Source organism: Lentzea guizhouensis (genome assembly GCF_001701025.1).
Classification (GTDB): domain Bacteria; phylum Actinomycetota; class Actinomycetes; order Mycobacteriales; family Pseudonocardiaceae; genus Lentzea; species Lentzea guizhouensis.
In genome coordinates this window covers 8,768,398-8,792,634 of sequence record NZ_CP016793.1, presented here as the reverse complement: position 1 = coordinate 8,792,634, position 24,237 = coordinate 8,768,398, and the positions used below count along the sequence as shown (strand labels likewise).

Annotated in this window: 23 protein-coding genes; 9 read left to right on the top strand and 14 right to left on the bottom strand. The window is 70.9% G+C overall.

Going from position 1 to position 24,237, the window contains the following annotated elements; translation table 11 throughout:
* The first annotated feature begins 193 nt into the window (after positions 1 to 193).
* Positions 194 to 691, top strand: a complete 498-nt coding sequence (locus tag BBK82_RS41820; protein ID WP_065919860.1) for a glutathione peroxidase — start codon at positions 194 to 196, stop codon at positions 689 to 691.
* A gap of 293 nt (positions 692 to 984) precedes the next feature.
* Here the strand turns inward: BBK82_RS41820 and BBK82_RS41815 are convergent, their stop codons facing one another.
* The 3 genes from BBK82_RS41815 to BBK82_RS41805 are packed head-to-tail and all read right to left on the bottom strand — an operon-like array spanning position 985 to position 3,615.
* Positions 985 to 1,632: a CoA transferase subunit B gene (locus tag BBK82_RS41815; RefSeq protein WP_065919859.1), complete on the bottom strand. Its 648-nt coding sequence runs from the start codon at positions 1,630 to 1,632 to the stop codon at positions 985 to 987.
* A 1-nt stretch (position 1,633) separates the two neighbouring features.
* A complete protein-coding gene (locus BBK82_RS41810; RefSeq protein WP_065919858.1) occupies positions 1,634 to 2,407 on the bottom strand; it encodes a CoA transferase subunit A in 774 nt (257 codons plus the stop codon).
* The gene (locus tag BBK82_RS41805; RefSeq protein ID WP_065919857.1) at positions 2,404 to 3,615 is read right to left on the bottom strand and encodes an acetyl-CoA C-acetyltransferase; all 1,212 of its coding nucleotides are present in this window, start codon (positions 3,613 to 3,615) and stop codon (positions 2,404 to 2,406) included. Before BBK82_RS41805 ends, BBK82_RS41810 begins: the two co-directional genes overlap by 4 nt.
* 79 nt (positions 3,616 to 3,694) lie before the next feature.
* On the opposite strand from BBK82_RS41805, the gene BBK82_RS48275 reads away from it, so the two are divergent.
* Positions 3,695 to 4,636: a LysR substrate-binding domain-containing protein gene (locus BBK82_RS48275; RefSeq protein WP_071812790.1), complete on the top strand. Its 942-nt coding sequence runs from the start codon at positions 3,695 to 3,697 to the stop codon at positions 4,634 to 4,636.
* Here BBK82_RS48275 and BBK82_RS41795 read toward each other — a convergent pair.
* From BBK82_RS41795 to BBK82_RS41780, 4 genes are all read right to left on the bottom strand, one after another.
* Positions 4,536 to 5,690, bottom strand: coding sequence for an MFS transporter (locus tag BBK82_RS41795; RefSeq protein ID WP_065919855.1), 1,155 nt, complete (start codon positions 5,688 to 5,690; stop codon positions 4,536 to 4,538). The genes BBK82_RS48275 and BBK82_RS41795 overlap by 101 nt on opposite strands.
* 86 nt (positions 5,691 to 5,776) lie before the next feature.
* Positions 5,777 to 6,238, bottom strand: coding sequence for a thioredoxin family protein (locus BBK82_RS41790; protein WP_065919854.1), 462 nt, complete (start codon positions 6,236 to 6,238; stop codon positions 5,777 to 5,779).
* A gap of 43 nt (positions 6,239 to 6,281) precedes the next feature.
* Positions 6,282 to 6,629, bottom strand: a complete 348-nt coding sequence (locus BBK82_RS41785) for a rhodanese-like domain-containing protein (RefSeq protein WP_065919853.1) — start codon at positions 6,627 to 6,629, stop codon at positions 6,282 to 6,284.
* A 91-nt stretch (positions 6,630 to 6,720) separates the two neighbouring features.
* A complete protein-coding gene (locus BBK82_RS41780; protein ID WP_065919852.1) occupies positions 6,721 to 7,653 on the bottom strand; it encodes a LysR family transcriptional regulator in 933 nt (310 codons plus the stop codon).
* Between the two features lie 187 nt (positions 7,654 to 7,840).
* Here BBK82_RS41780 and BBK82_RS41775 point away from each other — a divergent pair, with 187 nt between their 5' ends.
* Genes BBK82_RS41775 through BBK82_RS41765 form a run of 3 tightly spaced genes read left to right on the top strand, consistent with a single transcriptional unit; the run spans position 7,841 to position 10,775 of the window.
* Entirely contained in the window at positions 7,841 to 8,521 is a 681-nt protein-coding gene (locus tag BBK82_RS41775) for a tRNA-dependent cyclodipeptide synthase (protein WP_065919851.1), read from the top strand.
* Between the two features lie 2 nt (positions 8,522 to 8,523).
* Positions 8,524 to 9,825: a purine-cytosine permease family protein gene (locus tag BBK82_RS41770; RefSeq protein ID WP_065921795.1), complete on the top strand. Its 1,302-nt coding sequence runs from the start codon at positions 8,524 to 8,526 to the stop codon at positions 9,823 to 9,825.
* 14 nt (positions 9,826 to 9,839) lie between these two features.
* Entirely contained in the window at positions 9,840 to 10,775 is a 936-nt protein-coding gene (locus BBK82_RS41765) for a LysR family transcriptional regulator (protein WP_170068056.1), read from the top strand.
* A 47-nt stretch (positions 10,776 to 10,822) separates the two neighbouring features.
* Here the strand turns inward: BBK82_RS41765 and BBK82_RS41760 are convergent, their stop codons facing one another.
* Positions 10,823 to 12,211 carry a M1 family metallopeptidase gene (locus BBK82_RS41760; RefSeq protein WP_083268559.1) on the bottom strand — a complete coding sequence of 463 codons (1,389 nt, stop codon included), beginning with the start codon at positions 12,209 to 12,211 and terminating at the stop codon, positions 10,823 to 10,825.
* Positions 12,212 to 12,353: 142 nt separating this feature from the next.
* Here BBK82_RS41760 and BBK82_RS41755 point away from each other — a divergent pair, with 142 nt between their 5' ends.
* Positions 12,354 to 13,553 carry a hypothetical protein gene (locus BBK82_RS41755; protein WP_154697823.1) on the top strand — a complete coding sequence of 400 codons (1,200 nt, stop codon included), beginning with the start codon at positions 12,354 to 12,356 and terminating at the stop codon, positions 13,551 to 13,553.
* Between the two features lies 1 nt (position 13,554).
* Here the strand turns inward: BBK82_RS41755 and BBK82_RS41750 are convergent, their stop codons facing one another.
* Positions 13,555 to 15,846: a beta-L-arabinofuranosidase domain-containing protein gene (locus BBK82_RS41750; RefSeq protein WP_065919849.1), complete on the bottom strand. Its 2,292-nt coding sequence runs from the start codon at positions 15,844 to 15,846 to the stop codon at positions 13,555 to 13,557.
* Between the two features lie 250 nt (positions 15,847 to 16,096).
* Positions 16,097 to 17,059 (bottom strand): EamA family transporter, encoded by a 963-nt coding sequence (locus BBK82_RS41745; RefSeq protein WP_218920504.1) that lies wholly within the window; start codon positions 17,057 to 17,059, stop codon positions 16,097 to 16,099.
* Between the two features lie 54 nt (positions 17,060 to 17,113).
* On the opposite strand from BBK82_RS41745, the gene BBK82_RS41740 reads away from it, so the two are divergent.
* Entirely contained in the window at positions 17,114 to 17,665 is a 552-nt protein-coding gene (locus BBK82_RS41740) for a CGNR zinc finger domain-containing protein (RefSeq protein ID WP_071812789.1), read from the top strand.
* Positions 17,666 to 17,698: 33 nt separating this feature from the next.
* Here the strand turns inward: BBK82_RS41740 and BBK82_RS41735 are convergent, their stop codons facing one another.
* The 4 genes from BBK82_RS41735 to BBK82_RS41720 are packed head-to-tail and all read right to left on the bottom strand — an operon-like array spanning position 17,699 to position 21,238.
* The gene (locus BBK82_RS41735; protein ID WP_237047872.1) at positions 17,699 to 18,157 is read right to left on the bottom strand and encodes a hypothetical protein; all 459 of its coding nucleotides are present in this window, start codon (positions 18,155 to 18,157) and stop codon (positions 17,699 to 17,701) included.
* Between the two features lie 17 nt (positions 18,158 to 18,174).
* Positions 18,175 to 18,825 carry a hypothetical protein gene (locus BBK82_RS41730; protein WP_065919847.1) on the bottom strand — a complete coding sequence of 217 codons (651 nt, stop codon included), beginning with the start codon at positions 18,823 to 18,825 and terminating at the stop codon, positions 18,175 to 18,177.
* Between the two features lie 24 nt (positions 18,826 to 18,849).
* Positions 18,850 to 19,704 carry an immunity 49 family protein gene (locus tag BBK82_RS41725; RefSeq protein WP_170068055.1) on the bottom strand — a complete coding sequence of 285 codons (855 nt, stop codon included), beginning with the start codon at positions 19,702 to 19,704 and terminating at the stop codon, positions 18,850 to 18,852.
* A gap of 46 nt (positions 19,705 to 19,750) precedes the next feature.
* On the bottom strand, positions 19,751 to 21,238 hold the full coding sequence (locus tag BBK82_RS41720) for a hypothetical protein (RefSeq protein ID WP_154697822.1): 1,488 nt from the start codon (positions 21,236 to 21,238) through the stop codon (positions 19,751 to 19,753).
* A 975-nt stretch (positions 21,239 to 22,213) separates the two neighbouring features.
* Here BBK82_RS41720 and BBK82_RS41715 point away from each other — a divergent pair.
* Positions 22,214 to 22,543: a hypothetical protein gene (locus BBK82_RS41715; protein ID WP_154697821.1), complete on the top strand. Its 330-nt coding sequence runs from the start codon at positions 22,214 to 22,216 to the stop codon at positions 22,541 to 22,543.
* A 334-nt stretch (positions 22,544 to 22,877) separates the two neighbouring features.
* Positions 22,878 to 23,765: a hypothetical protein gene (locus BBK82_RS41710; protein ID WP_154697820.1), complete on the top strand. Its 888-nt coding sequence runs from the start codon at positions 22,878 to 22,880 to the stop codon at positions 23,763 to 23,765.
* Positions 23,766 to 24,237 lie beyond the last annotated feature (472 nt).

Here is a 24,237-nt window from a genome sequence, read left to right as displayed (position 1 = left end):
AATGTCCAGAAAATGCCATGCATCTGCCGGTGCATTTAGCACCAATGGACCAGTGCTGAACCCACGAGCGGTCGGCCCGCGTCGTCGCGGCACTGCTCCGACCGGATTCACCGCTGCGCCGTTGCGGTCTTGTCGGTACGCGTTTCCGCATGCCCGTCACGTGGTGCGGGCGGGCGTGACCTAGGTTTGGGACGTGAGCATCCACGAGATCCCCGTGTCCACGCTGGCCGGAGAGCCCGCCGACCTCGGTTCGCTGCGCGGCAAGGTGTTGCTGGTCGTCAACGTCGCGTCGAAGTGCGGCCTCACGCCCCAGTACGCGGGCCTGGAACGGCTGCAGGGCAAGTACGCGGACCGCGGCTTCAGCGTGGTCGGCTTCCCGTGCAACCAGTTCGCCGGCCAGGAACCCGGCACGTCCGACGAGATCGCCACCTTCTGCTCGGCCACCTACGGCGTCACCTTCCCGATGTTCGAGAAGGTGGACGTCAACGGCCCCGGCCGGCATCCCGTCTACGCCGAGCTGACCGCGCACGCCGACGCCGACGGCAACGCCGGTGACGTGCAGTGGAACTTCGAGAAGTTCCTGCTGTCCGGCGACGGCGAGGTGCTCGCGCGCTTCCGGCCGACCACCGAGCCCGAGGCCGAGGTGGTCACCTCGGCCATCGAGTCGGCGCTGGAGCGGCAGCAGTCCTGAGCTCCCGCGGACCTGGCACACCCCTGGCGGTGCCGGGTCCGCGCCGCCGTGTTCCCGTCCTGCTCGGCGTGGATCCTCCACTGCGCGCCAGGGCGACGCGACGTTGCTGAACTACCTGTTGCGCCTGCGGTTGCCGCTCTCCGACGCGGGTGGGGTGCGGCGGTGGCCCGCAGGCCAGGCGGTACTCGGTGCGGGCCGAACCCTCGGCGGTGGACCCTGTTGTGGTTCCTGCGCCTCTGGGACCGCGCCCGCGCGCCAGCGAGCGCGGCGCCTTCCGCACCAGCCCGGTGCGCTCATGGACGCGCCGGCAGGCGTTCCACCACCGCCGCACCGGTCTTCTCGGCGACCTCCGCGGCCGTCACACCGGGCGCCAGTTCGACGAGGTGGAACTCCCCGCCGGCGACGTCGAGCACGGCCAGGTCGGTGATCACGCGGGCCACGACCCGGCGCCCGGTCAGCGGCAGCGAGCACGACTCGACGAGCTTCGGCTCGCCCTTGCGGGTCGTGTGCTCCATCAGCACGATCACCCGGCCGGCTCCGCTGACGAGGTCCATGGCGCCGCCCATGCCCTTGACCATCGCGCCGGGCACCATCCAGTTGGCCAGGTCGCCGTGCGCGGAGACCTGCATGCCTCCGAGCACCGCGGTGTCGATGTGGCCGCCGCGGATCATCGCGAAGCTGGTGGGGGAGTCGAAGAACGACGCACCCGGCAGCACGCTCACGGTCTGCTTGCCCGCGTTGATCAGGTCGGGGTCGACCTCGTCGTCGTAGGGGAACGGGCCGACGCCGAGGATGCCGTTCTCCGCGTGCAGCGTCACGGTCGACCCGGCCGGCAGGTGGTCCGGGATCAGCGTGGGCAGGCCGATGCCGAGGTTGACGTACTCGCCGTCGCGCAGCTCCAGCGCGGCGCGGGCGGCCATCTCGTCGCGGTTCCAGGCCATGTCAGCTCTCCTGCCGGACGCGGGTGGTGCGCTTCTCGATGTCCTTGCGGGCGGCCTGCTCCGGTGTGAGCGCGACGACGTTCTGCACGAACACGCCCGGCAGGTGCACGTGGTCGGGGTCGATCTCGCCGACCTCGACGACCCGTTCCGCCTCGACGACGGTGAACCGGCCCGCCATCGCGGCGGCGGGGTTGAAGTTGCGGGCGGCGGCGTGGAAGACGCAGTTGCCGGCCCGGTCGGCGACGGCGGCGCGGACGAGCGCCACGTCGGTGACGATCGACTCTTCGAGGACCATCTCCTTGCCGTGGAACGTGCGCACCTCCTTGGGCGGCGAGGTGAGCGCGACGGTGCCGTCGGCGTGGTACCGCCACGGCAGCCCGCCCTCGGACACCAGCGTGCCGACCCCGGTGGGCGTGAAGAACGCGCCGATCCCGGAACCGCCGGCGCGCAGCCGTTCCGCGAGCGTTCCCTGCGGAGTGAGCTCGACCGTCAGCTCACCGGCGAGGTACTGCCGGGCGAACTCCTTGTTCTCCCCGACGTAGGACGCGACCACCCGGCTGATCCGGCGGTGTTCGAGCAGCAGCCCGAGCCCCGCGCCGTCCACGCCGCAGTTGTTCGACACGATCGTGAGGTCGTCGGCGCCCTGAGCCAGCAACGCCTCGATCAGGAACCACGGGATGCCCGCGAGACCGAAGCCGCCGACCGCGACGCTCGCCCCCGGCCGGATCCCCGCGACCGCCTCCGCGGGCCCGCTGACCACCTTGTCCAGACTCATGACCGCACCGCCTCGAAGACGGCGGCGAGCCCCTGCCCGCCGCCGATGCACATGGTTTCCAGTCCGTACCTGCTCTCGCGGCGCCGCATCTCGTGGGCGAGCGTGGCGAGGACGCGCGCACCGGTCGCGCCGACGGGGTGGCCGAGCGAGATGCCGGACCCGTTGGGGTTGAGCCGGTCGTCGGTCGCGTCGACCTTCCACTCGCGCAGGCAGGCGAGCACCTGGGCGGCGAACGCCTCGTTGAGCTCGATCACGCCCATGTCGCCGAGGGTGAGCCCGGCGCGGTCGAGCGCGGCAGCGGCGGCGGGCACCGGCCCGATGCCCATGACCTCGGGCCCGACCCCGGCCACGGCCCACGACCGCAGCGCCAGCAACGGCCGCAGCCCTCGCTTCTCCGCCTCGGCGCGGGTGGTCACCACGCACAGCGCGGCACCGTCGTTCTGCCCGCTGGCGTTGCCCGCCGTCACGGTCGACTCCGGGTCGATCTTCGCGCGCACCGGCCGCAAGGCCGCCAGGTCGGCCAGCGTCGTCTCGGGCCTGGGGTGTTCGTCGCGGTCGACGACCACGTCACCCTTGCGCCCCGGGACCGTCACGGGCACCAGCTCGTCGGCGAACCGCCCGGCCTCCTGCGCCGCGCCCCACCGCTGCTGCGAGCGCACGGCCAGCTCGTCCTGCTCCTCGCGGGAGATGCCGTACTCGCGGCGCAGGTTCTCCGCGGTCTCCAGCATGCCGCCGGGCACCGGGTGGAACCGCCCGCCGGCCGTCTCGCGCGCCCGCACCAGCCGGTCCACCAGTTCGATGTTGCCGCCCTTGACGCCGGTGCGCAGCGCGAGCGCGTAGTGCTCCACCTGCGACATCGACTCGGCGCCACCGGCGACTACGACCCGCGCGGCCCCGGTCGCCACCTGGCCGGCCGCGTAGAGCACGGCCTGCAACCCGGACCCGCAGCGCCGGTCGACCTGCACACCCGGCACGCCCACGCCCAGGCCGGCGTCGAGGGCGGCGATCCGGCCGATCGCCGGCGACTCGCCGTTGGGGTAGCACTGGCCGAGCACGACGTCGTCCACGTCGCCCTCGCCCAGTCCGGTGCGGCGGACGAGCTCCTTCAGCAGGCCGGCGGCCAGGTCGGTGGCGCTCACCGGGGCCAGGGCCCCGCCGAACCTCCCGACCGGGGTGCGGACGGGCTCGCAGATCACGACGTCGGTCATGCCCTCGACGCTAGATCCGTTTGCCGATATCTGGAAATACACATTTCGCGCCCACTGAGACTCTGCAAGTATCAATCCCGTGGAACTCCGCCACCTGCGCTACTTCGTCGCCGTCGCCGAGGAACGGCACTTCGGCCGCGCCGCCGAACGCCTGCACATGGCCCAGCCGCCGCTGTCCCAGCAGATCCAGCAGCTGGAGGCCGAGCTCGGCGTGTCCCTGCTGCACCGCACCACCCGCAAGGTCGAGCTCACCCGCGCCGGCACCGTCTACCTCGACCGCGCCCGCGCCGTGCTGGCCGCCGTGGACGACGCGACGGCCGAGGCCCGCCGGGTCGCCGCCGGGCTGGAGGGCCGTCTGGTGGTCGGCTGCGTGGGGTCCGCGACCTACAGCCTGCTGCCCACCCTCGCCCGCACCCTGCGCGAGGAGCTGCCGGAGGTCGACTTCGCCTTCCGCGGCGAGATGCTCGCCCCCGACCAGGTCGAGGCCCTGCTGACCCGCGGGATCGACCTGGCGTTGCTGCGACCACCGGTCGAGGACCCGGCGGTCCGGCTCACCACCGTCCGCCGCGACCGCCTGATCGTCGCGCTGCCGGAGCACCACCGGCTCGCGCGCCGCCGCCGGTTGCGGATCGAGGACCTGCGGGACGAGGACCTGGTCGTGCACGCCTCGCGCGGCCGTTCGGTGATGCACGGCATCGTCTCGCAGCTGTGCCGCGACGCCGGGTTCACGCCCCGGATCCGGCACGAGGTGCAGGAGACCTCGACCCTGGTCACCTTCGTCGCCTCCGGCCTGGGGGTGGCGGTCGTGCCGGAACCGGTGGCGGAACTGGGCGTGCCGGGCACGGTCTACCGGCCGTTGACCGGCGACCACGGCATCGACCTCGCCGCGGCCGTGCGCGCGGACGACGACTCACCCGTCCTCACGCGGGCGCTCGCCGTGCTGGCCGAGCTGCCTGCCCGGCCGGCAGGCGGGTCGCCGCCCAGAACGGCACGGCCATCAGCGCCGCCGCCGTCCAGGTGAGCGCGGGTGCCGCGGTGTCCAGCACCACTCCTCCCACCGCGGCACCCCCTGCCACCGCGCCGTTCCAGGCCGCGATGGTCAGCGACTGGGCCCGGTCCGCGTCGCGCCCCGCGATCAGGGCCGTCAGCGCCTGGAACGCCGTGGGCGCACCACCGAACGCCAGGCCCCACACCGCACACGCCACCAGCGTCGTGGTGATGTCGTCGGACAGGGCGAGCAGGACCATCCCGGCGGCGGTCAGCAGCGGACACCAGGCCAGCACCGCGCGCGGGTTGCGGTCCAACGTGGACCCGACGGCGAGGATCCCGCACACCGCGGCCGTGCCGAACACCAGCAGCGCCGTGCTCAGGAAGCGCTCCTGTGCCAACCGGGCCAGCACCGGACCTACGTAGGTGTAGAGCACGTTGTGCCCCAACGAGTACACGAACACCATCAGCAGTGTCAGCCGCAACATCGGCAACGCCGACCGCGTGGTCCTGCCGGGTTCGGCGGTCACCGCGGGGACCGCCAAGACGATCCAGCACAGCAACGGCACCGCGATCGCGGCCATGACGGCGAACGACCAGCGCCAGCCGACCAGCTCACCCAGCACGGTCCCGGCGGGCACCCCCGCCGCGAACCCGATCGGCGTGCCGGCCATCGCGACCGCGAGCGCGCGCCCGGCCTGCCCCGGTGGCGCGAGCCGCATCGCGTACACCGCGACCAGCGACCACATCACACCGGTGACCGCGCCGGAGACCACCCGCGCGCCCAGGACGAGGCCGTAGCCGGGGGCCACGGCGATCACGAGGTTCGTCAGGACGAACCCGAGCACCAGCGCCACCAGCACGGGTTTGCGCGGCAGCCGGGACGTCAGCGCGGTCAACGGGATCGCGGTGACCGCGGTGGTGAGCGCGTAGCCGGTGACCAGCTGCCCGGCGGCCGACGGTGACACCCGCAGGTCCTCCGACATGCCGATCAACAGCCCGGCCGGCAGCACCTCGGTGAGGCAGCCGAGCAACACCACGAGGGTCAGCGCGAGCAGGGCGCGCCACGGAAGACCGTTCTCGGACAAGGGGTTCCTCTCGGGCGCTGTCCTCTTGGGCGGGGAACCGCCCCGGCACGGCGTCTCGGGGACCGTGCCGGGGCGGAGGCGCGGGGTCAGCCCTTGGCGAGCTGGGCGTCGATCCACGCCCGCAGCGCGGTCTCGCCCTTGAAACCGATCATGCGGGAGCCGGGCAGCTCGGCCGCGTTGCGCACCGGCACCAGCGTGGGCAGGTACTGGACCCGGTACCGGGTCAGCAGCTCGCGGCTGGTGTCCGCGTCGACCTCGCCGAGCAGGAACCGGCCGCCGTACTGCGCGGCCAGCCGTTCGATCACCGGCTTCATCTGGCGGCAGGGCGGGCACCAGGTGGCGCCGAAGTCCAGGACGACCAGCTTGGTCCGCGACATCTCCATCACCTCGGCGTAGTTCGCCGAGGTCACCTGGACGACGTTCTCCGCGCCGGCCTGGATGGCCGAGCGGGGCTCAGCGGCACCGGCGGGGGCGGCCACCAGCAGCACCGAGGCCACGACGGCCACGACGGCGGCGCCCGCGCGCAGCCAGTTCTTCAGCAGGGACATGAGAGCTCCTTGATGTGCAGGGGAAGTGGGTCACCGCGGGCGGTCAGCCGGAGGCGGTGGCGAGGCCGGCACCGACCCAGTCCTCGATGCCCTCGCGGTACTTGCGCACGTTCGAGTAACCCAGCTGGACCAGCCGGGCCCCCACGAGCTCGCTGTTGCGACAGGGCACGTTCGCGCAGTAGACGACGATCTCGGCGGCCTTGTCCGGCAGCACACCGGGTGCGTGCCGGTCGGTGAGCTCGGCCGCCTGCTCGTAGGGGAACCCGGGGATGTTCACCGCGCCGGGCAGGTGTTCGGTCTCGTAGTAGCCCGCGGGCATGGTGTCGACCACCACCAGCGTGCCCGCGTCGATTCCTTCCCGGAGTTCTTCTCGCGAGATCAACGGCAACATCGGAGAAATCCCTTTCCGGCACGGTCGGCGCGGTGTTCCGCGCCGATTCCGAGTGTGTCCGTGCGAGAGATTTCCGCCCACTGCCGACGGCCTATGTCGCGCGGTTATCCCGCCACTCGCGATAGTGGTCGTTCTCCACGACGAGCTGTTCGTAGGCGGTCACGGCGGCGCGGTGCACCTCGGCGAAACGGGTGTCCAGCGGGTGGTCCGCCCGCCACAGCAGCACGTGCTGCACGGTCATCGGGTCACCGGCCAGCGGCCGGATCACCATCCCCGGCGGCGCCGGTGTCGTCGGCTGCACCAGGCACACGCCGTGCTCACCGGACACCAGCCGGTGCCGCAGCGCGTCCACGTCGTGCGCGATGCGCGGGGTGAACCCGTGCGCCAGGCACATCTCGCGGAACACGACCCGGCAGCCGTCGCCGCAGCTGGACACGATCCACCGCTCCCCGGACAGGCCGGCCAGCTCGACGACGTCGGCGCCGGCCAGCGGATGCCGGGCCGGCAGCGCCACGAACGACGGCTCGGCGACCACCCGCTCGGCACGCACCCCGTCCGGCACGGCCAGCGTCCGCGGCCCGCAGATCATCGCCAGCGCCAAGTCAACGCAGCCACCGGCGACCTGCGTGACCAGCCTGCTGTGCGACAGGTCCGCGCGGCTGGTCAGCTCGTGCTCGGGCAGCAGCCGCTCGACGCAGTCGAACAGGCTCGGCACGAGCCCGCTGTCGTTCCAGCCGATCCGCAGGCCCGCGTGGGAGGGAGGCTGGCGGCGGAAGTCGCGGTCCAGCTCGTCGAACGCCGGGATGATCGCCCCGGCGCGGGCGAGCACCAGCTCGCCGACCCTCGTCGGGCGCACGCCGCGCGGGCTCCGTTCGAACAGCCGGCCGCCCACCAGCTGCTCGATGCGGCGCAGCTGGTGGCTCAGCGCGGGCTGGGCCAGCCGCAGCTCACCGGCTGCCCGGTTCAGGCTGCCGGCGCGGGCGATCGCGACCAGCACCCGCAGATGCCGAACCTGGAGCTCCATGTCACTCATCAGACACGGCTGTGCGCGCGCTGTCACACGTTCAGGGCCGAACGGACCACGTCGTTGCTGTGTCCGACGCATCAGCCGACGGCATGACCTTCCGGCAGTACCCACCAGTTCTGCTTCTGTCGATAGTGGTCGAATCCGGATTTCCCTGTCCCTGTGAATTACATTTTCGGAGTCGACGGTGTTGCTGACAACTCCGCTTACCGAGCACTGTGCTGCCCCTTTGCGGAGTGGTGTGCACGTGTGCGTCGGAGTGAGCCCGTTCAACAGTTATTTCACGGTGGAACGCATCACCGCGCTCGCCCGGTGGGCGTTGCGGGAGTTCGAGAGCTTCCACTTCTTCGTGCCGGACCAGGCGGCCGTGTACACGCTGGAGGCGCTGGGCTACGACCCCGGCCGAGCCCAGCGCAAGGCGGCCCGGCAGGGCCAGTACGTGGTGAACAAGATCTGCCGGGCGCTGCGCGACGTCGGTGTGGACTACCCGGAGCACCACCTGCTCGACGGCTCCGCGTTGGCGCGCAACGAGATGTACCGCGAGCTGCTGCGCGGCGCGCACGCCTGGTTCATGACCGACGACGTGTTCGCGCAGCAGTGCCTGGACGCCACGCGCTGGGTGCTCGACCGCCGGCTGCCGGACGGGCAGGCCCCCACCGACGAGCAGCTCCACTGCGCCGTGCGGTACTTCCTGGCCGAGCTGCCGATGTTCATCGACACCCCGGCGATCGCGCGCGTCGAGAGCTCGGTGTTCGCCTACCACCAGCGGGTCGCGTTCCTGGAACGGCTCTACGCCAGGGAGCTGGCGTGGGTGCCGAACCCGGCGCAGGGGTTCGTCGTGCTGCGGCCCGGCGACGAGGCGGCGTGACGGTGGCACACGACGACTACTCGCTGCAGCGGCTGCCCGACGAGGCCCGCAGGTCCTGGGTTTCCGTTGCGGTGCAACGGTTCGGACAGGTGTCCGCGTTCCACCAGTTCCTGCTCGGCGCCACGCTCGGGCTCGGGATGACGTTCTGGGACGCCTTCCTCGCCATCACCCTCGGTTCGGTCATGCTGGAGGTCGTCACGATCCTGATGGGGATCGCCGGCGTGCGGGAGAACGTGTCGACGTCGGTGCTGGCCCGCTGGGCCGGGTTCGGCACCCGCGGGTCGGCGCTCGTGGGACTGCTGGTGACGCTCAGCCTCGCCGGGTGGTTCGGCGTGCAGAACGACGTGTTCGCGCACGGCCTGCACCGGCTGATGGGCGGACCGCCGGTGTGGGCGTGGGCGCTGCTCGGCGGCATCGCCGTGACCGTGATCGTGGTAGCCGGTTTCCACACCATGGCCTGGACGGCCTACCTCACCGTGCCCGCGTTCCTGCTGCTGACCGGCTGGACGATCGTGTCCGAGCTGCGCCGCCACGACCTCGGCGACCTGGTGGGGATGGCACCGCCGGGCCCGCAGCTGAGCCTCGCGCAGGGCACCACGCTGGTCGCGGGCGCGTTCATCATGGGGGCCGTCATGACCCCGGACATGACCCGGTTCAACCGGCGCGCCTCCGACGTCGTCAAGCAGACGCTGATCAGCGTCACCCTCGGCGAGTACCTGATCGGCCTGACCGGTGTGCTGCTCGCGCACGCCGCCCGCAGCGCGGACGTGGTCGGCATGGTCATGTCCAGCTCGGGCGTGGTCGGCGTGCTCATCATGGTCACGGCGATCCTCAAGATCAACGACTGGAACCTCTACTCGGCCTCGCTCGGCCTGGTCAACACCGTGGACGTGCTGCTGCACAAGAAGATCGGCCGCGCCACGGCGACGCTCTGGCTGGGCGCGCTGGGCACCCTGCTGTCCGCGATCGGCATCCTCGACCACTTCACGGTGTTCCTGACGTGGATCGGGGTCATCACCCCGCCGGTCGCGGGCATCGTGATCGCCGAGTACTTCGTGGTGCGCACCTGGCGCGCCGAGCTGGCCGAGTCCAGAGCGAGGGGAGAGCTGCCGGCCGACCCGCCGGACTGGGTCCCCGCCGCGCTGGTGTGCTGGGCCGCGGGCACGGCCGTCGGCTTCCTGGTGCCCGTGGGCATCCCGACGATCAACTCCGTCGTGGTCGCCTTCGCGTTGTACGCTGCGATCGGCCGAACGGTCGGCATCATGCGGCCGGTGCCCGGATCCCGGGTCGACACCCACCGCTGACGGGAGGTGACGGCGTGGAGCTCGACGTGCACCACCTGCGGCTCGTGCGGGCGATCGGCGAGACCGGCAGCCTGTCCGAGGCGGCGGTGCGGCTCGGCATCAGCCAACCGGCGGTCAGCGGCACCCTCAAGCGGCTCGAGAACATGCTGGGGCAGCGGCTCTTCGACCGCGGCCAGCACGCCACGACCGTCACCCCGACCCCGACCGGCGAGCTGCTGCTCGACCGGATCAGCGCGGTGCTGCCGATGATGGAGGGGCTGGTGCGGGACATCGAGGTCCGCACCGGTCCCGCCGCACCGGTGCGCGTCGGCGGGGTGTGCTCGCCGGTCCTGTGCCACCTGCCCGCGATCGTCGACGGCCACCGCCCGCACGGCCCGGCGGCGTCGTTGTTCGACAGCGAGTGCCGCGACCTGGTCGTGGAGATGGTGGCGCAGCGGCGCCTGGAGGTGGGCGTGGTCAAGGACTACCCCGGTTTCGAGGCGGTCGCGCCCGCGTCGGTGGACCTGGCCGTGGTGGCGCACGACCAGACGCTGGTGCTGTTGCGGGAGGACCACCCGCTGGCGCGGCACAAGGTGATCGGCCTGGAGCAGCTCGCCGACGAGCAGTGGGTGCTGCCCTCGCCGGACTCGGCGCGGTTCCACGAGTACTTCCACCGGTCGTGCCGCCAGAAGGGGTTCACGCCACGGGTGCGGTACGTCTCGGAGTCCTACGGCACGACGGTGGCCGCCGTGCGCAACGGTGCCGTGGGGCTGTCGCAGGCGGCGTGCGAAGGGCACCAGCACGTCGCCGTCCGGTTGCTCGCGGACAACGCGCTGGCTCGGCGGTTCCTGCTGGTGTGGCACCGGGACAGCGAGTTCGCGGGCTTCGCCCGTGACGTGCTCGCCGAGGCCGCGCTGGCCTACCGGCTCGAATGCGAGGCCTCACCCGTCTACTCCCGGTACCTGGCCTGACGCGGTGTGCCCGCCTCCTGAAGCGGGCACACCGCTGCCGGAGCTCCTCAGCGGAGCTCAGCCGGGGGGAGAGCCGTGCCGTGCACCCAAGCCTGGTAGAACGCCGTGAGGTCCTTGTCCGCCACCGCCGCCGTGAAGAGCTCCCAGTCGTACCAGCCCTGGTTGAGCCCCGTCGCGATCTGCGGGTAGTCGCGCAGCACCGTGAAGAACGCCGCGTCACCGATGTGCTTGCGCAGCGCGTGCACCATCAGCACACCCTTGTCGGCCACGGAGAACTCCCTGCCGGCACCGGGATCGGCCAGCTCCCGCCCCCAGAACCGCGCATCCGCGCGCCGCACCGCGTCCTGGTAGCGCTGCTCGACCGCCAGCCCGCGCTTCTCCTCGTCCCACAACCACACCAGGTACCGCGCGAAGGACTCGACCAGCGGCTGGTCCTGCCACATCTTGATGGCGAGCTGGTTGCCCCACCACTGCGCGGCCACGGCCTGCACGAGTGCCGACTGGTCCGCACCGCCGCCGTGCACGGGCCGCCCCTGCGCGGGGTGCGAGTGCACGAGGTCCGGCAGGTACACGCCACCCGCCGCGGGCAACGGGTACGGACCCAGCTGGCCGGTCAGGAAGTCCAGCACCGCAGGCAGTTTCGCCGCCAGCGCCGGGTCGGCACCGGGCGCGAAGGCGTCCAGGACCGGGGTTCCGCCCGCGGTCGACTCGCGCACGGCGAACCGGTCGACGGCGATCATGGTGGCGGACGGCGTGACCGGCACGTCCTCGACCCACGTGTGCCGTCCGTTGTGGACGGACGTGCGCGTGCCGGTCGAGACGGCGGTCCACCCGGCGGGAACGGTGGCGGTGAGGTGGAACGTCGCCTTGTCGGCCGAGGTGTCGTTGACCGGGAACCAGGTGCGCGCCGAGTGCGCCCCACCGGCCGCGACCGCACCGCCGGACCACGTCGTCCGCCACCCCGTGACACCACGGCCGGGCGTGTAGTCCGGCTGCGAACGGCCGCAGTAGACCACCTCGACGGTGAACGCGGTGTCCGCCGCGAGCGTGGCGGCGGGCGTGATCACCAGCTCGTGCTGCCCGGCCCTCACGAACGCCGCGGGCACGCCGTCCACCTTCACCGCGGTCACGGTGAGGCCGCGCAGGTCGAGGTTGAACCGGCTGAGCCGCTGCGTGGTGGTGGCGCTGATGACGGCCTTGGCGTTGAGGAACCGGGCGGCGGGGTCGTAGGTCAGGTCGACGGCGTAGTCCGCCACGTCGTACCCGCCGTTGCCGTCGGCGGGGTAGTAGGGGTCAACGCCGAGCACGACCCCGTTGGGCGCGACGTGCACATAGCCGTCGGAGCCGATGGTGTCGTCCGCGTGCGCCACGGCCGGGCACAGGGACAGGCCGCACAGCAGCAGGGTGGCCGACGAGAAGGATCGTCGAATCCGCATGAGGGAAGACCTCTCGGGAGGGTGGCAGGGGTGCAGCCAGTCTCGGCGCGCCGCCGCGAGCCCTGCCAATGCCACTTGCCCATGTTCACGCGTTATCCGGCGTCACGTTCACCGCCCCGCGGACGATCCTGCAGGTGTGACCGTGGAGAAGGGACAGGCAGGCATGAGCCAGACCGGTGCGGACGTGCACGACCTGGGCGAGGACATCCCGCCGTTGCTGGAGGAGGTCGAACGCATCGCGGCGCACGCCGACCCCGTCGTGCGCAACCTCCAGATCACCCACTGCTACCACCGGCTGGCCCGCGCGCTGGCCGCCAGGACCGGCGGCGGGTCGAACTGGTGCACGTTCGCGGTGTGGGCGTCCAAGCAGGTGGGGCAGACCATCCGGCAGGAGGACCTGGCCCGCACCGTCGGCCGCCTGCTGCAGAACTCACCCGAGGTGACCGTCGTGGTGGAGGAGCTGGTCCGCACCCTGCGCCGTGCTGTTCCCGCCGACGTGCTGGACCACGCCCACAAGACGGTGCGCCAGGCCGTGGTCTCGGTCGCACGCCTCGACGCCGTCAGCGCCGCCTCCGCCCAGGGCAACCTCAAGGTCTTCGAGGAGATCGCCCGCGAGTTCGCCCGCTTCCTCGCCGCGGCCGACGTCGAGGAGTTCTGCGCGGCCCTGCGCCCCGGCGAACCACCCGAGGGCCAGCGCTACCTGCGGCAGGCCTTCACCCGCTACCACCGCGCGACGACCACCCTCGACCACAAGCAACGCGCCGAGCTGCTGCTTCTGGCGAACATCGAGGTCGGCCTGCACGAACAGACGCGCCTGCAACCGGAGATCACCGCCGCGCTGCAAGGACCCGTCGTCGACCCGCGCGAGCTGGAGAGCCGCCTGCTCGACCTGCTGCTCCCGGGCAACCGCTTCGTGCGGTGGCTGCGCCTGACGCTGGTGACCCTGCTCGGCAGGCGCACCGCCCTGCACCGCGCGGTGGACCGCCTGGCCGACCGGGCCCGCGTCCTGGTCCGCCGCGCCGTGACCGAGCACCTGATGACGATGGCACTGCCCGGCGGCGACGTCCTGGACCTGAGCGTGGACCTGCCGGCCACGTTCCCGCCTCTTCTGGCCGAACTGGCCGACCCGGACCTGCTGGCACTGCTGGCGACCGTCGACCCGACCCCGGACAGCCTGAGCGGCACCGCCGCACGCGACTGGTCCGACCTGCCCGACCGGATGCACTACATCGCGGACATGTTCCGCTGCCACGCGGCGCGCGGTGACCTGTTCGACCCGCCGTTCACCGCCACGCAGGTCGACGAGCTCACCGCCGGACGCAAGCCCGGCGGTGAGCTCTGAGTCAGTTCGCCACCAGCCGCCAGCGGTTGTCCGCGCTGCCGTTGTCGGAGTCCTGCACGACCTGCGCGCCCGCCGCGGTGGAGCCGTTCAGGACGCCGAGCAGCTTGCCGCTGTTCGCGTTGCGGACCTTGTAGGTGCCGTCACCCTGGGGGAGCAGGGTCCACCGGTGGTCGGCGGTGCCGTTGTCCGACCACTGCAGCACGCGGGCGTTGTCGGCGGTGGACATGTTCTCCACGCCCAGCACCTTGCCGCTGTGCTGGTTGCGCAGCCGCACGTCGGAGCCGTCGGTGACCAGCTGCCAGTTGTGGTCGGCGGTGCCGCTGTCGTGCCACTGCACCGCCAGCCCACCGTCCGATGTGGACATGTCCTGGACGCCCAGCACCATGCCGCTGCCGGCGTTGACCAACCGGTAGCTCCTGCCGGTGTTCCAGTAGACGACGTAGTTGAAGCCGTGCGCGTCGTGGAACGGGCCCAGGTTCACCTGCGTTCCGTTCGCCCGCGCGGTGAACGACAGCCCCGACGTGCGCGTGACCGAGCCGACCTCCAGCGACGGCGTCGCCGGCAGGGTCGTGTTGCCGTAGTTGCCCGCCAGCACCACCGGGCCGTAGGTGAGTGCGACGATGTCGGCGTTGTCGTTGGCGGGCTGAGCGATCACGCGCATCGGCAGCTTCAGCGCCACCACGTCGCCGGACTGCCACGACCGCGTGACGGACGCGTAGGTGCCGGGCGTGACAGCCTGCGCGACGCCGTTGACGCTGACGGTGGCGTTGGTGGTCCAGGCCGGGATGCGCAGCCTCATCGTCCACGACCCGGCCGCGTTGCCGGTGACCGTCAACGTCGTCGTGTCGTTCGCCGGATAGCTCGTGGTCTGCGTGACCGTGATGCCACGAGCGGTCCACGTCAGCACCGACGGCGTGTACAGGTTCACGGTGAGCGTGGTGCCGTTGTGGAAGTAGACGGAGTCGGCGAGCTTGGTGTTGGTCTCCAGGCCGGTGCCCTGGCAGCACCAGAACGTGCCGTAGTCCGTGCTCCAGTTGCCGCCGCCCCACGCGGGACCGGTGTTGCCGCGCCGGTGGCCGGGGTTGAGGCCGGTGAAGTAGCAGATGTGGCCGTGCGGGTCGGCCGGGTTCTGCTGGCCGATCAGGTGGTTGAGCAGCGCGCGTTCGTAGTAGTCGAAGTAGGCCGCGTTGTTGGGGTCGGTCAGCCACAGCTCACGGGTCAGCTTGAGCATGTTGTAGGTGTTGCAGGCCTCGCACGCGTCGGTGCTGAGGTAGCCGGCGATCGCGTTGGGCGCGCGGAAGTGCTCGGCCTGGCTGTTGCCGCCGATCACGTACGTGTGCGCGCCGATGGTGATGTTCCAGGCGTTGAGCGCGATGTCGCGGTAACGCGTGGTGCCGGTCGCCTTGTACTCGCGGGCCGCGCCGATCCACTTCGGCACCTGTGTGTTGGCGTGCAGGCCGTTGAGCCGGTCCTGGTTGGCCGCCAACGGGTCGAACACCGCGGCGTGGTCGAACCGCCTGGCCGCCGCAAGCCAGCGCGCGTCACCCGTCTGTTGGTAGAGGTCGGCGAGCACGGCGTTCATGCCGCCGAACTCCGTGCCCAGCACCCGTTGCATCACGCTGTAGGACAACCGGGCCGTACGCCAGTCCACCCACCCCGCCATGCGCAGCAACACATCGCGCGCCTGGGTGTTGCCGACGTACCGCCACACGTCCAGCAACCCGGCAAGGGTCTTGTGCAGCGCGTAGTACGACACGGACTTCGGCGAACCGGCCTCCATCGCGTCGAAGTCCGACTCCGGGAAGCCCGACAGGTACCCGGCGTTGAACCCGGCCGCCGCGTTGTTCGCCTGGCACCTGGCCAACTCGGCCACCATCCGGTTCGCCTTGTCCCGGCACGTCGTGTCGCCCAGCACCGCCCACGCCTGCGCCCAAGCGGTGAGGAAGTGCCCCTGGCTGTGGGTGCGGAACGGGAAGTTCGGCGCCTCCCACCCGCCCAGCGGCGCGGCCCCGTTCGTCGGCAGCCGGTGGTTGGCGCGGAAGTTGTAGAGCAACCGGTCCACGTCGACGAACCGCAGGTAAGCCAGCGTCCGGTTCTGGTTGTCCAGCCACCGGCCCGCTGTCAGCCGCACCTCGGACAGGTCGAACGGGTGGGCCGACACGCCCGCGTCGGGGCGGACCGGCGGAACGGCGGCGGCCTGCGCCGAACCGGCGATGAGGGATGGGGCGGTGGTCGCGACGGCGACGACACCGGCGGCTTGGAAGAGCCTACGTCGACTCAACGGTGAGGACATGCCACGGAATGTAGCCACGCCATCGCGACCCGGTCAACGGTGGATGTGAGCGTTAACTAACAATGTGTGATGTCGAATAACCGTCGAACGACTGGCGGACCAGCGCATTCATGACTTCCAGATTAGCCCATTCTGTTAGCGCTCACATCATGCTGCTGCAGGGCCCTGGGCATCTCCTTGTGTCCGGTCGATGGTCTTACTGCCTGCTGCGGCCCACGTGTGTTTGGCTCAGGACCCCACGAACGACGGGTCACTTCGTGGCGGCCAGCACGGGCACCACCGGCTCGACCTGCTGCCGTTCCGCCCGCACCGACGCGATTCCGGCGAGGATCAGCGCACCGCCGGCGAGCTGCACGGGGGAGAGCCCCTGACCGAGCAGGAGCCACGCGAACACGGCGGCCGAGACGACCTCCAGCAACGCGATGAACGACGCGAGCCGCGACCCGAGGATCCCGGAGGCGGTGATGCCGCTCGCGTAGGCCAGCGCCGTGCCGACGACCGCGACCACACCCAGCGGCACCCACCAGGCCGTGGTGGTGCCCATCAGCGTCAAGTCCCCGAACGTGGCGGTGTACGGCAGCAACCCCGTCGCCCCGACCACCGCCAGCACGGGCACGGCCAGCAGCAACCCCGCCCCGGCCAGCGCGACGGGAGGCAGCCCCTCGTTCGGCCGCGCCGCGATCACGAAGTACACCGAACACCCGATCGCCGCACCGAAAGCGGCCGCCACCCCGACCGGGTCCACCGCCGTGATCGCACCGGGCCCGATCACCAGCACCAGCCCGCCGACCGCGAGCACCGACCCGGCCAGCACGACCGGCGCCGGCGTCCGCCTGCTCACCGCCCAGGTGTATCCGACCAGCATGAGCGGCGCGAGGAACTCGATGAGCAACGCCGTCGCCACCGGAATGCGCTGGATCGCGGCGAAGTACAGCACCTGCGTGACCGCCACCCCGACCACACCCATGCCCACCACGGCCCATCTGGCCCGCACCAGCGCGTGCCACCGTCCTCTGAGCGACACCACCACGAACGGCAACAACACCAGCCCCGCCAGCAGAGCCCGCGCCGTGACAGCGGCGGTCGGCGACCACCCGGCGTCCAGGAGCGGCTTGACGAACGCCCCCGACGTGCCGAACGAGATGAACGAGACCACCGCCGCGACCACCCCGGCCGACCTCGAGCTCACCGTCATGCCCACCTCCTCCGTCATGGCCTAACCTGACCCATGCCCCTGACGCTAGGTCGGTTCCGGTAAGGAGTCAATTTGCGTTTTGCCCCTGACACAGTCGACTCACTCGTCTGCGTAGTCGACCTGTGCAACACCGACCCGTCCGCCTCCCGCAGCGGCACCGACGAACTGGCCACCCCCGACCAGCTCATGACCCTGCTCCGCCGCCACGCCTACACGGGCCGCTTCGACCAGGACGACGCCGAACTGCAGGACGTCCACCGCACCCGCACCCTGCTCCGGCACGTCTGGACCCTCGACCGCGACGACGCCGTGGAGGTGGTCAACAAAATGCTCCGCGACGCACGAGCCCTCCCGCGCCTCGTCCGCCACGACGCCCTCGACTGGCACATGCACGCCACCGAACCGGACTCCCCGCTGGCCGAACGAATCCGCGTGGAAGCCGCCCTCGCGTTGATCGACGTGATCCGCATGGACGAGACCGACCGCCTGCGGATCTGCGCGGCCGACGACTGCGCGGGCCTGCTCCTCGACCTGTCGCGCAACGGGCTCAAGCGGTTCTGCAGCGTCCGGTGCGGCAACAGGGTGAACATGATCGCGTTCCGGGAGCGCCGGGCGGACCGCTGAGCCCTGTCCCGGAACGGGTTTCGCTGCCAAGCGTCAGGCGTTGGCTCCGGTGAGCCCCTCGCGGAACCACCGCGGCATCCGCTCGTCGCTGCGGGGAAACCACCGCTGCTCGGTGGCGAAGTGCTCCGGCGACGGCGCGGCGTCGAACTCCGGTGCCTCGTCCCGGTTGTAGCGGATGGTGAAGCTCGTAGGCGGGTCGAGGACGTACTCGAACTCGACCCACGAGCCGAGCCCTTCGGCGTACATCCCCTTGCGCAGCTGCTGGAACTTCCGCCACACCTCGGGCGGGAACGACCACCCGCGCACGGAACCGTCCGCCATCTTGAGGCCGGTGTCGGCCTCGCTGTGCGGGCCGATCATCTTGGCGCGCAACACGAGTCGCGTCCATCCGGGTGGGAGGGTCGGCAGGATTTCTTGGGTGATCTCGGTGAGCTTGTCCTGCTGTTCGGTCGGGGTGAGCGGCGACCAGTTGCCCATGGGTCTCGCTTCCATTGTGGAGTGTGGCGAGCCTAGTGGGCGTGCAAGCCCGCTTCCTCCATTTTGCGGTCCCGGTCGAACTCGAGGAACTTCAGCGCTTTGTCGCGGCCGCCGGTCTGCCAGCGTTCGAGCAGTTCTTCGTAGAACAGGAGCGCTGTCGCGAACTTCCCGCTCTCGTTGATGTGATCGATGACCTGCCGGAGGGGTTCTTCCGGGGAACCGGTGTCGAGCACGACACGGTATCCCGGTGCCAGCAGCCAGTAGTGCGGTGCACGCCGCTTCTCGACGGGACGCTGCATGGACTTGTCGGCCGCGGCTGCGAACTTCTCCACCGTCCACTCGTCCAACACCGCCAATGCCGCGCCGTGCACGAAGTCGTGGAGCACCTGACCGGCGTTGTCGGCCCAGAGGTCAACGCTGAGCGGGCCGCCGCGCACCTCGTCCATCCGGATCCCGAACGAGAGAGCCCAGCGGAACCGGTCGAGCACAAGCGGTTCGACGGCGGCCATGAACCAACCGTCTTCCGAGTACGCGCTGCGGTCGAAGCCGATCCACCGCGCGGTCCAGTCCCACGGTTCCTCCACCAGCACCGTCTGCTCGCCCCAGCCGCGCAGGGACCACTGGCCGGGCAGCGACGGCGCCAGCTCCCGCGCCAGTTCGTGCCAGCGCTCAACGAGTTTCATGCGTGCTGGAACCGTCCGGTCCGGTCACGACGTCCGGTACTCGCCGACCCACGAGCCGAGCAGCAGGTGCTTGGGCAGGTAGTCCGACTCGACGTCCACGTTCAGCCCGGAGTCCTTGGCGATGCACGCGAGCCCGAGCGGAGCCAGCGCCACAAGACCGCGCGGGTCATCAGCCAGCTTGCTGTCCGCGGTGTAGTACGCCTTGTGCTGTTCGAGCGCTTGTGCGAGCGCTTCGTTGAACTCCCGCTCGTGGTTGCTGCGCATCAGATTCAGGAAAGTGTTCATCGCAGGGAAGGCGAGACGCAGTGCGTACTCGGGAGCGCTGACCCTCAGTCGTTCGGGGTCGGTGGCGGCCATCGCCTCTGCGAGCGCCTCGGCCATTCCGGGCTCGCTGTTGGCGAACATCTGCAGCGCACGGGCCCACAAGGCGTCGAGCTCCTCGTACTGGTTGCCCGATGCTTTGATGATGTCCAGCGGGAACGAAGCCAGCAGGTCGAGGCACTTCTTGTCACGAACGATCGCCGCAAGCCAGAAAGCGTCCAGCCACCGCTTGAAGTTCGCGTAGTGAACCGGCCCGGTCGCGGGAATCTGCACCGTTCGTTCGCCGATCAGCCACTCGACGGTGCCCTCGGTGGCACCGGCCGCTGCGTAGATGCCAGTGGTGACCTGCATGGCCTGCACGACGGCGTCCCAGGTCGTGAGGTTCTGCGCAGTCGGGTCGAGCACCGAGGCGTAGCCGAGCCGGTCAATCGCGGCCGGGTGCAGCACGCTGAGGCGCTCGGTCGACTGCTCGACGCTCGCCGCGCCTTCCGGAACGACGGTGACGTAGTACTCCAGCTGTTCCTCAGCCCACTCGGCGTCGGTCGGATGACGCTGCACGGTGACCACCTGGAAACTCACTCTCCCGCGGGTTTTGGGGCTTCAGTCACTGGAACTTCTTCATCGTGTACCCATCGTAGACGTCACGGGTGTCGGTGCCACCGGGGATCGGTTCCTCCTTGACATGCGCCTTCACGTGCACGTATTCCGAGTTGTCCGGGTAGCCGGCCGTGATCTTCCTGGCGAGGTCGCGCTCTTGCTTGAGTGCGTCCTTGTAGGCGTCGATGTCCGCGTCGGTTGCGCCGCGGGAGCGCATCTTCGCTTCCAGTTCCGGTGTGAGCCGGTTGGTGGCCATCTCGCGGAGGATGCTCTTCGCGTACTCGGGGTGGCCCTGCATGTAGAGCTCGCCGTCCAGTCCGCGGCGCGGCGTGAGCGTGCCGTTGGGACCCTTGGCCTCGACCAGCACGTACTTGGTGCCGCCGTTGCCGTCGGGCACCTCCCAGATCTGGTCGAACCGTCCCGAACCGCCGAGGTTCGGGTCCAGCCGGGTGGCCGGCGAGCCGAACTCGACCGGGATGGCGTTCTCACCGGCGAGGTCGCCGAGACGTTCGCCTTCGTTCGTCTGCCGTTCGAAGGCGTCCCGCTTGTCCTCCGCGGTCTTCTCGGTGGGCGAGCTGTCGTGGTCCTTCTTGGCCTGCTCCAGGTCCTCGATCGCCTTCTGGCGGTCCGCGACGACCTTCTCCACGTCCCTGTCCGGGTGGCCGCGGTTGGCGTCGACGAAGTCGTCGACCTCCTGCTCGCCGGCCCGCCTGCTGGACGCCCAGTCCTTCTTCGGGTTGTCCGGGTCCGGCTGGTACTTCCCGCTGGTCGCGGTCTCCTTCTCCGTCTCGATGAACTCGCCGTCCTTCTCGCGGATCTTCGGGACGGGATCGCCGGAGGCGTCCTCCACGCCGATCTGCTTGCGGTGCCAGCCGTCGGAACGCTCGTCGTAGTACTTCGCCCGGTACTCGGGGTCCTGGATCCGGTCCTTCATCGGGATGTTGTTCTCGGGCTTCTCGACCTCGACGACCTTGTCCTCGTCGACCCTGCCCGGCCGGTCCTTGGCGTCGGTCGGGTCGAGCCCGTCCTTGTCCTTCGGGTCGGTGCCGGGCGCGAAGCCGTCCTCGCTCGCCTTGGACTTGGAGCCGTCCGGGTGGTGCGTCTCCCACTCGCCGTTCGGCGGGATCTTCGGCTGGCGGGTGCCGTCGGGCCCGAGTTCCGCGTCACTGGTGAAGACCCGGCCCCGGCTGTCCGTCCAGGCGGGCTTGGTCGGCGCGACCACCGGCGCGTCGAGGTGCTTCGACAACTGCTTGGCGAAGTCGTTGCTGCCCGCGTCACAGCCGATGAGCCGGACCGGCTTGCTGCCGTCGTAGCCCGCACGGCGGAGCATGTCCGCGTACTCGGCGGGCGTGTAGTCGTGACCACCGATGCGAGCCCGGCCATCCGGCGTGATGTGCACGTCGGCTGTGAAGAACCGCGGGTCGTTCGGCACGCGGTGCGGCAGATCGCCCATGTTCGGGTCGCCACCGTGGTGCGACACACCGGCAGGGGTCATCTCGGCGTGGCGCTGGTGCGCTTCGGCCGGGTCGGGACGCGACTCGTCGGCGTGGCTGTTCGGGGAGTCACCGTCCGCGTCGTAGTGACCTGGGGCGTCAGGCTTGGTGGTGTCGGGGTGCGTCCCGTCGGGCTGCGTGGCGTCGGGGTGCGTCCCGTCCGGACGCGTCCCGTCGGGCTTTGTGCCGTCGGGGCGCGATGTGTCGGGTTTCGTGCCGTCCGGCCGGCTTCCGTCGGGACGATTGCTATCGGGACGACTGCTGTCAGGACGTGAGCCATCCGGGCGTGAGCCATCGGGCCGTGACGTGTCGGGTCGCGTGCCGTCGGGACGGTTGTGCGGTGCCGGTGCGTCGGGCCTGGCCGGGGCGTTGGGGTGACTGCCGGGCGCGTCCTGGTGGGGCGGAAGCCGTCGGGCGGGTTCCGTCAGGGCGGGAGCCGGGCCGTCGGGCGGTGGTGGGGCTGGCCGGGTGCGTCCGGCGCGAGCTGGGGTGGGCGGTGGGGCGTCGGCGCCGCGGGGCGGGGCCGTCGGGGTGCGGTGTCGGGACGGTTGTAGGGGGAGTCCGGCCTGGTTGGGGCGTTCGGGTGGCCGCCAGGGTGTTCGTGTGGGGCGGGAGGCGTCCGGGCGGGTGCCGTCGGGGCGTGAGCCGGGGCCGTCAGGCGGTTGTGCGGCTGACCGGGGGCGTCGTGGCGCGAGGCAGGACCGCCGGGGTGTGGCTGCCGGGGTGTGGCTGCTGGGGAGGGGCCGCCGGCGTGGGAGCGTTCGGGCCGCCGGTGTGGGGCATGCCGGGCCGGATTGGGACGGGTGAAGCCCGGTTGTTGCGGGGCGTTCGGGGTGGTGTGAGGGGCAGCCGGGCCGTCCAGGTGGGACGGCGTGGTGGTCGACTGCGGCGGTCGGGTGTCTGTGCGGCCAGCCGGGAGGTGGTGCCGGGGTGTTGTGCGGTGCGTCGGGTTGGGCCGTTGGGAGAGTGGGGTGCCGATGGCGAGCCTGCGTGCGGGCTGTGCGGTGCTGCTGGGCCGCCGTGCGGCGAGCCAGGAGCGGTCGGCGAGCCGGCGTGAGGCGCACCGGGGCCCGACGGCGAGGGTGCGTGGGGTGCGCTCGGACCCGTTGGCGACCCGGCGTGAGATGTGCCGGGACCTGTCGGTGAGCCGGCGTGAGGTGCGCTCGGACCCGTCGGTGAGCCGGCGTGAGGTGTGCCGGGAGCCGACGGCGAGGGTGCGTGGGTGCGTTGGGCTGCCCGCGTTCGGGGTGGACGGTGTGGAGGGGCTGCCTGCGTGTGGTGCGGAGGGCGAGCTGGGGGAGTTGTAGTTCGGCTGCGACGGGCTGTGCGGGCCGAAGGTGCGTTGGAGAAGGGCGGAGGGGGGAGGCGTCCGGGGTGCGCTGGGAGGGCACGCCGGAGCCGAGGTCGCCGCGTTGGCCCGGGGTGCCGGTCCAGCCTCCGCCGGAACCGGGGCGTGGGTTGCCGCCGGATGACGGGGTACCTGACTGGGGGGCGCCTGCCGGGCCACCTGCGGGGGCGCCCGTGGGGGCCTGTTGCGGGGTGGTCGGGGTGCTGGACGGCGGGGTTGCGTCGCGTGGGGCGGACGGGGCGTGCTGCGGTGGGGCTTCTGGGGCGGCGACGCCTGCCTGGTTGGTTTGGCCGGTGTTGCGCGGGGGCGCTGGGGTGTCCGGGCTGGAAGGTGAGCCAGGGGCGGACGGCGAGCCGGCGGAACCCGGTGAGGAGGGCGAACCAGGAAAACCGGGCGAGGAAGGTGAGCTTTCCGGGGTGGAGGTCGGGCGGGACGACGGGGCGTCCGGAGTGGACGGTGCGTCGGGGGTGCGGGACGGGCTCGGGGCCGAAGACGACGGCGAGGAGCTGTCGGGTGCGCGCGAAGGGCCGTCCGGGGCAGGGGAAGGCGAAGAAGGTGACGACGGCGTCGAGGAAGAAGGCGACGACGGCGAAGCGTCCGGCGACGAAGGAGACGAAGGAGACGAAGGAGACGAAGGCGAGGACGGCGAAGAAGGAGACGAAGGTGAAGAGGGTGAAGACGGGGAGGAAGGCGAGGAGTCTGGAGTGGACGAAGACGGCGAACCCGAAGGTGAGCCGGAAGGCGAGCCCGACGGGGTCAGGTCGGGGGAGTTCGTGCTGTGGAACAGGCCACCCGGCTTGATGGACTTCGTCGAGATCACGTCGAGCCCGGTCACCTTGCCGACCAGCTTCCCGACGACCTTCATGATCTTCGTGAAGATCTCGACGAGCTTGCCCAGCAGCGGCGAGACCTTCTTGATGGTCGAGATGAGCTTCTGGATGAGCTCACCGATGCGGGTGGCCCACTTCGAGATCGCGGTCACGGCCTGCGCCACGATCACCGGCGTGCCGAAGCCCAGGGTGAACACGGCCTCCAGCACCCACGTGATCAGCTTCGCCACGAGGTCGGCGATCAGGTCACGGACCATCTCGCGCACGAAGGCGACGACCATGCCCATCACGCCGACGACGGTCCCGACGGAACCCGCGGCGGACGCGGCGCCGGACAACGCGTCCAGCTGACCACCCGCGGCAGCGCGGTAGGCGTCAGCAGCAGGACCGGTCCAAGGAGAGGTCGCGTCCACGGACGACTTGTACTCGGCGGCGACCTTGCCGACCTCCTCGGCGACCTTGGTCCAGGTCGCCGAATAGGACTCGATCACCGGCGGGTCGCCGGCCAGCCAGTCGAGGGCCTCCTTCAGCGGCTGCATGTGTTCCATCAGGAACGAGGCCGCGGAGGACAGCAGGGTGCCGAACGGGTCGATCGCCATCGACGCGGCGTCGGCCACCAGGCCCACCATGCCGAGGCCGGCCTCGACCCAGTTGCCGTCCTTGATGCCGTTGAACGTGTCCATCGCGGACTCGGCGATCGAGATGCCCGTCGCCCAGCCGTTGTCACCGGTGCCGGCGTTCATGAACCCGGACGGCGCCGCGTCGGGCTGGACCACCAGAGGGTTCGACATCAGTTGCCTCCGAAGGTCTGCGCCGCGGAGGT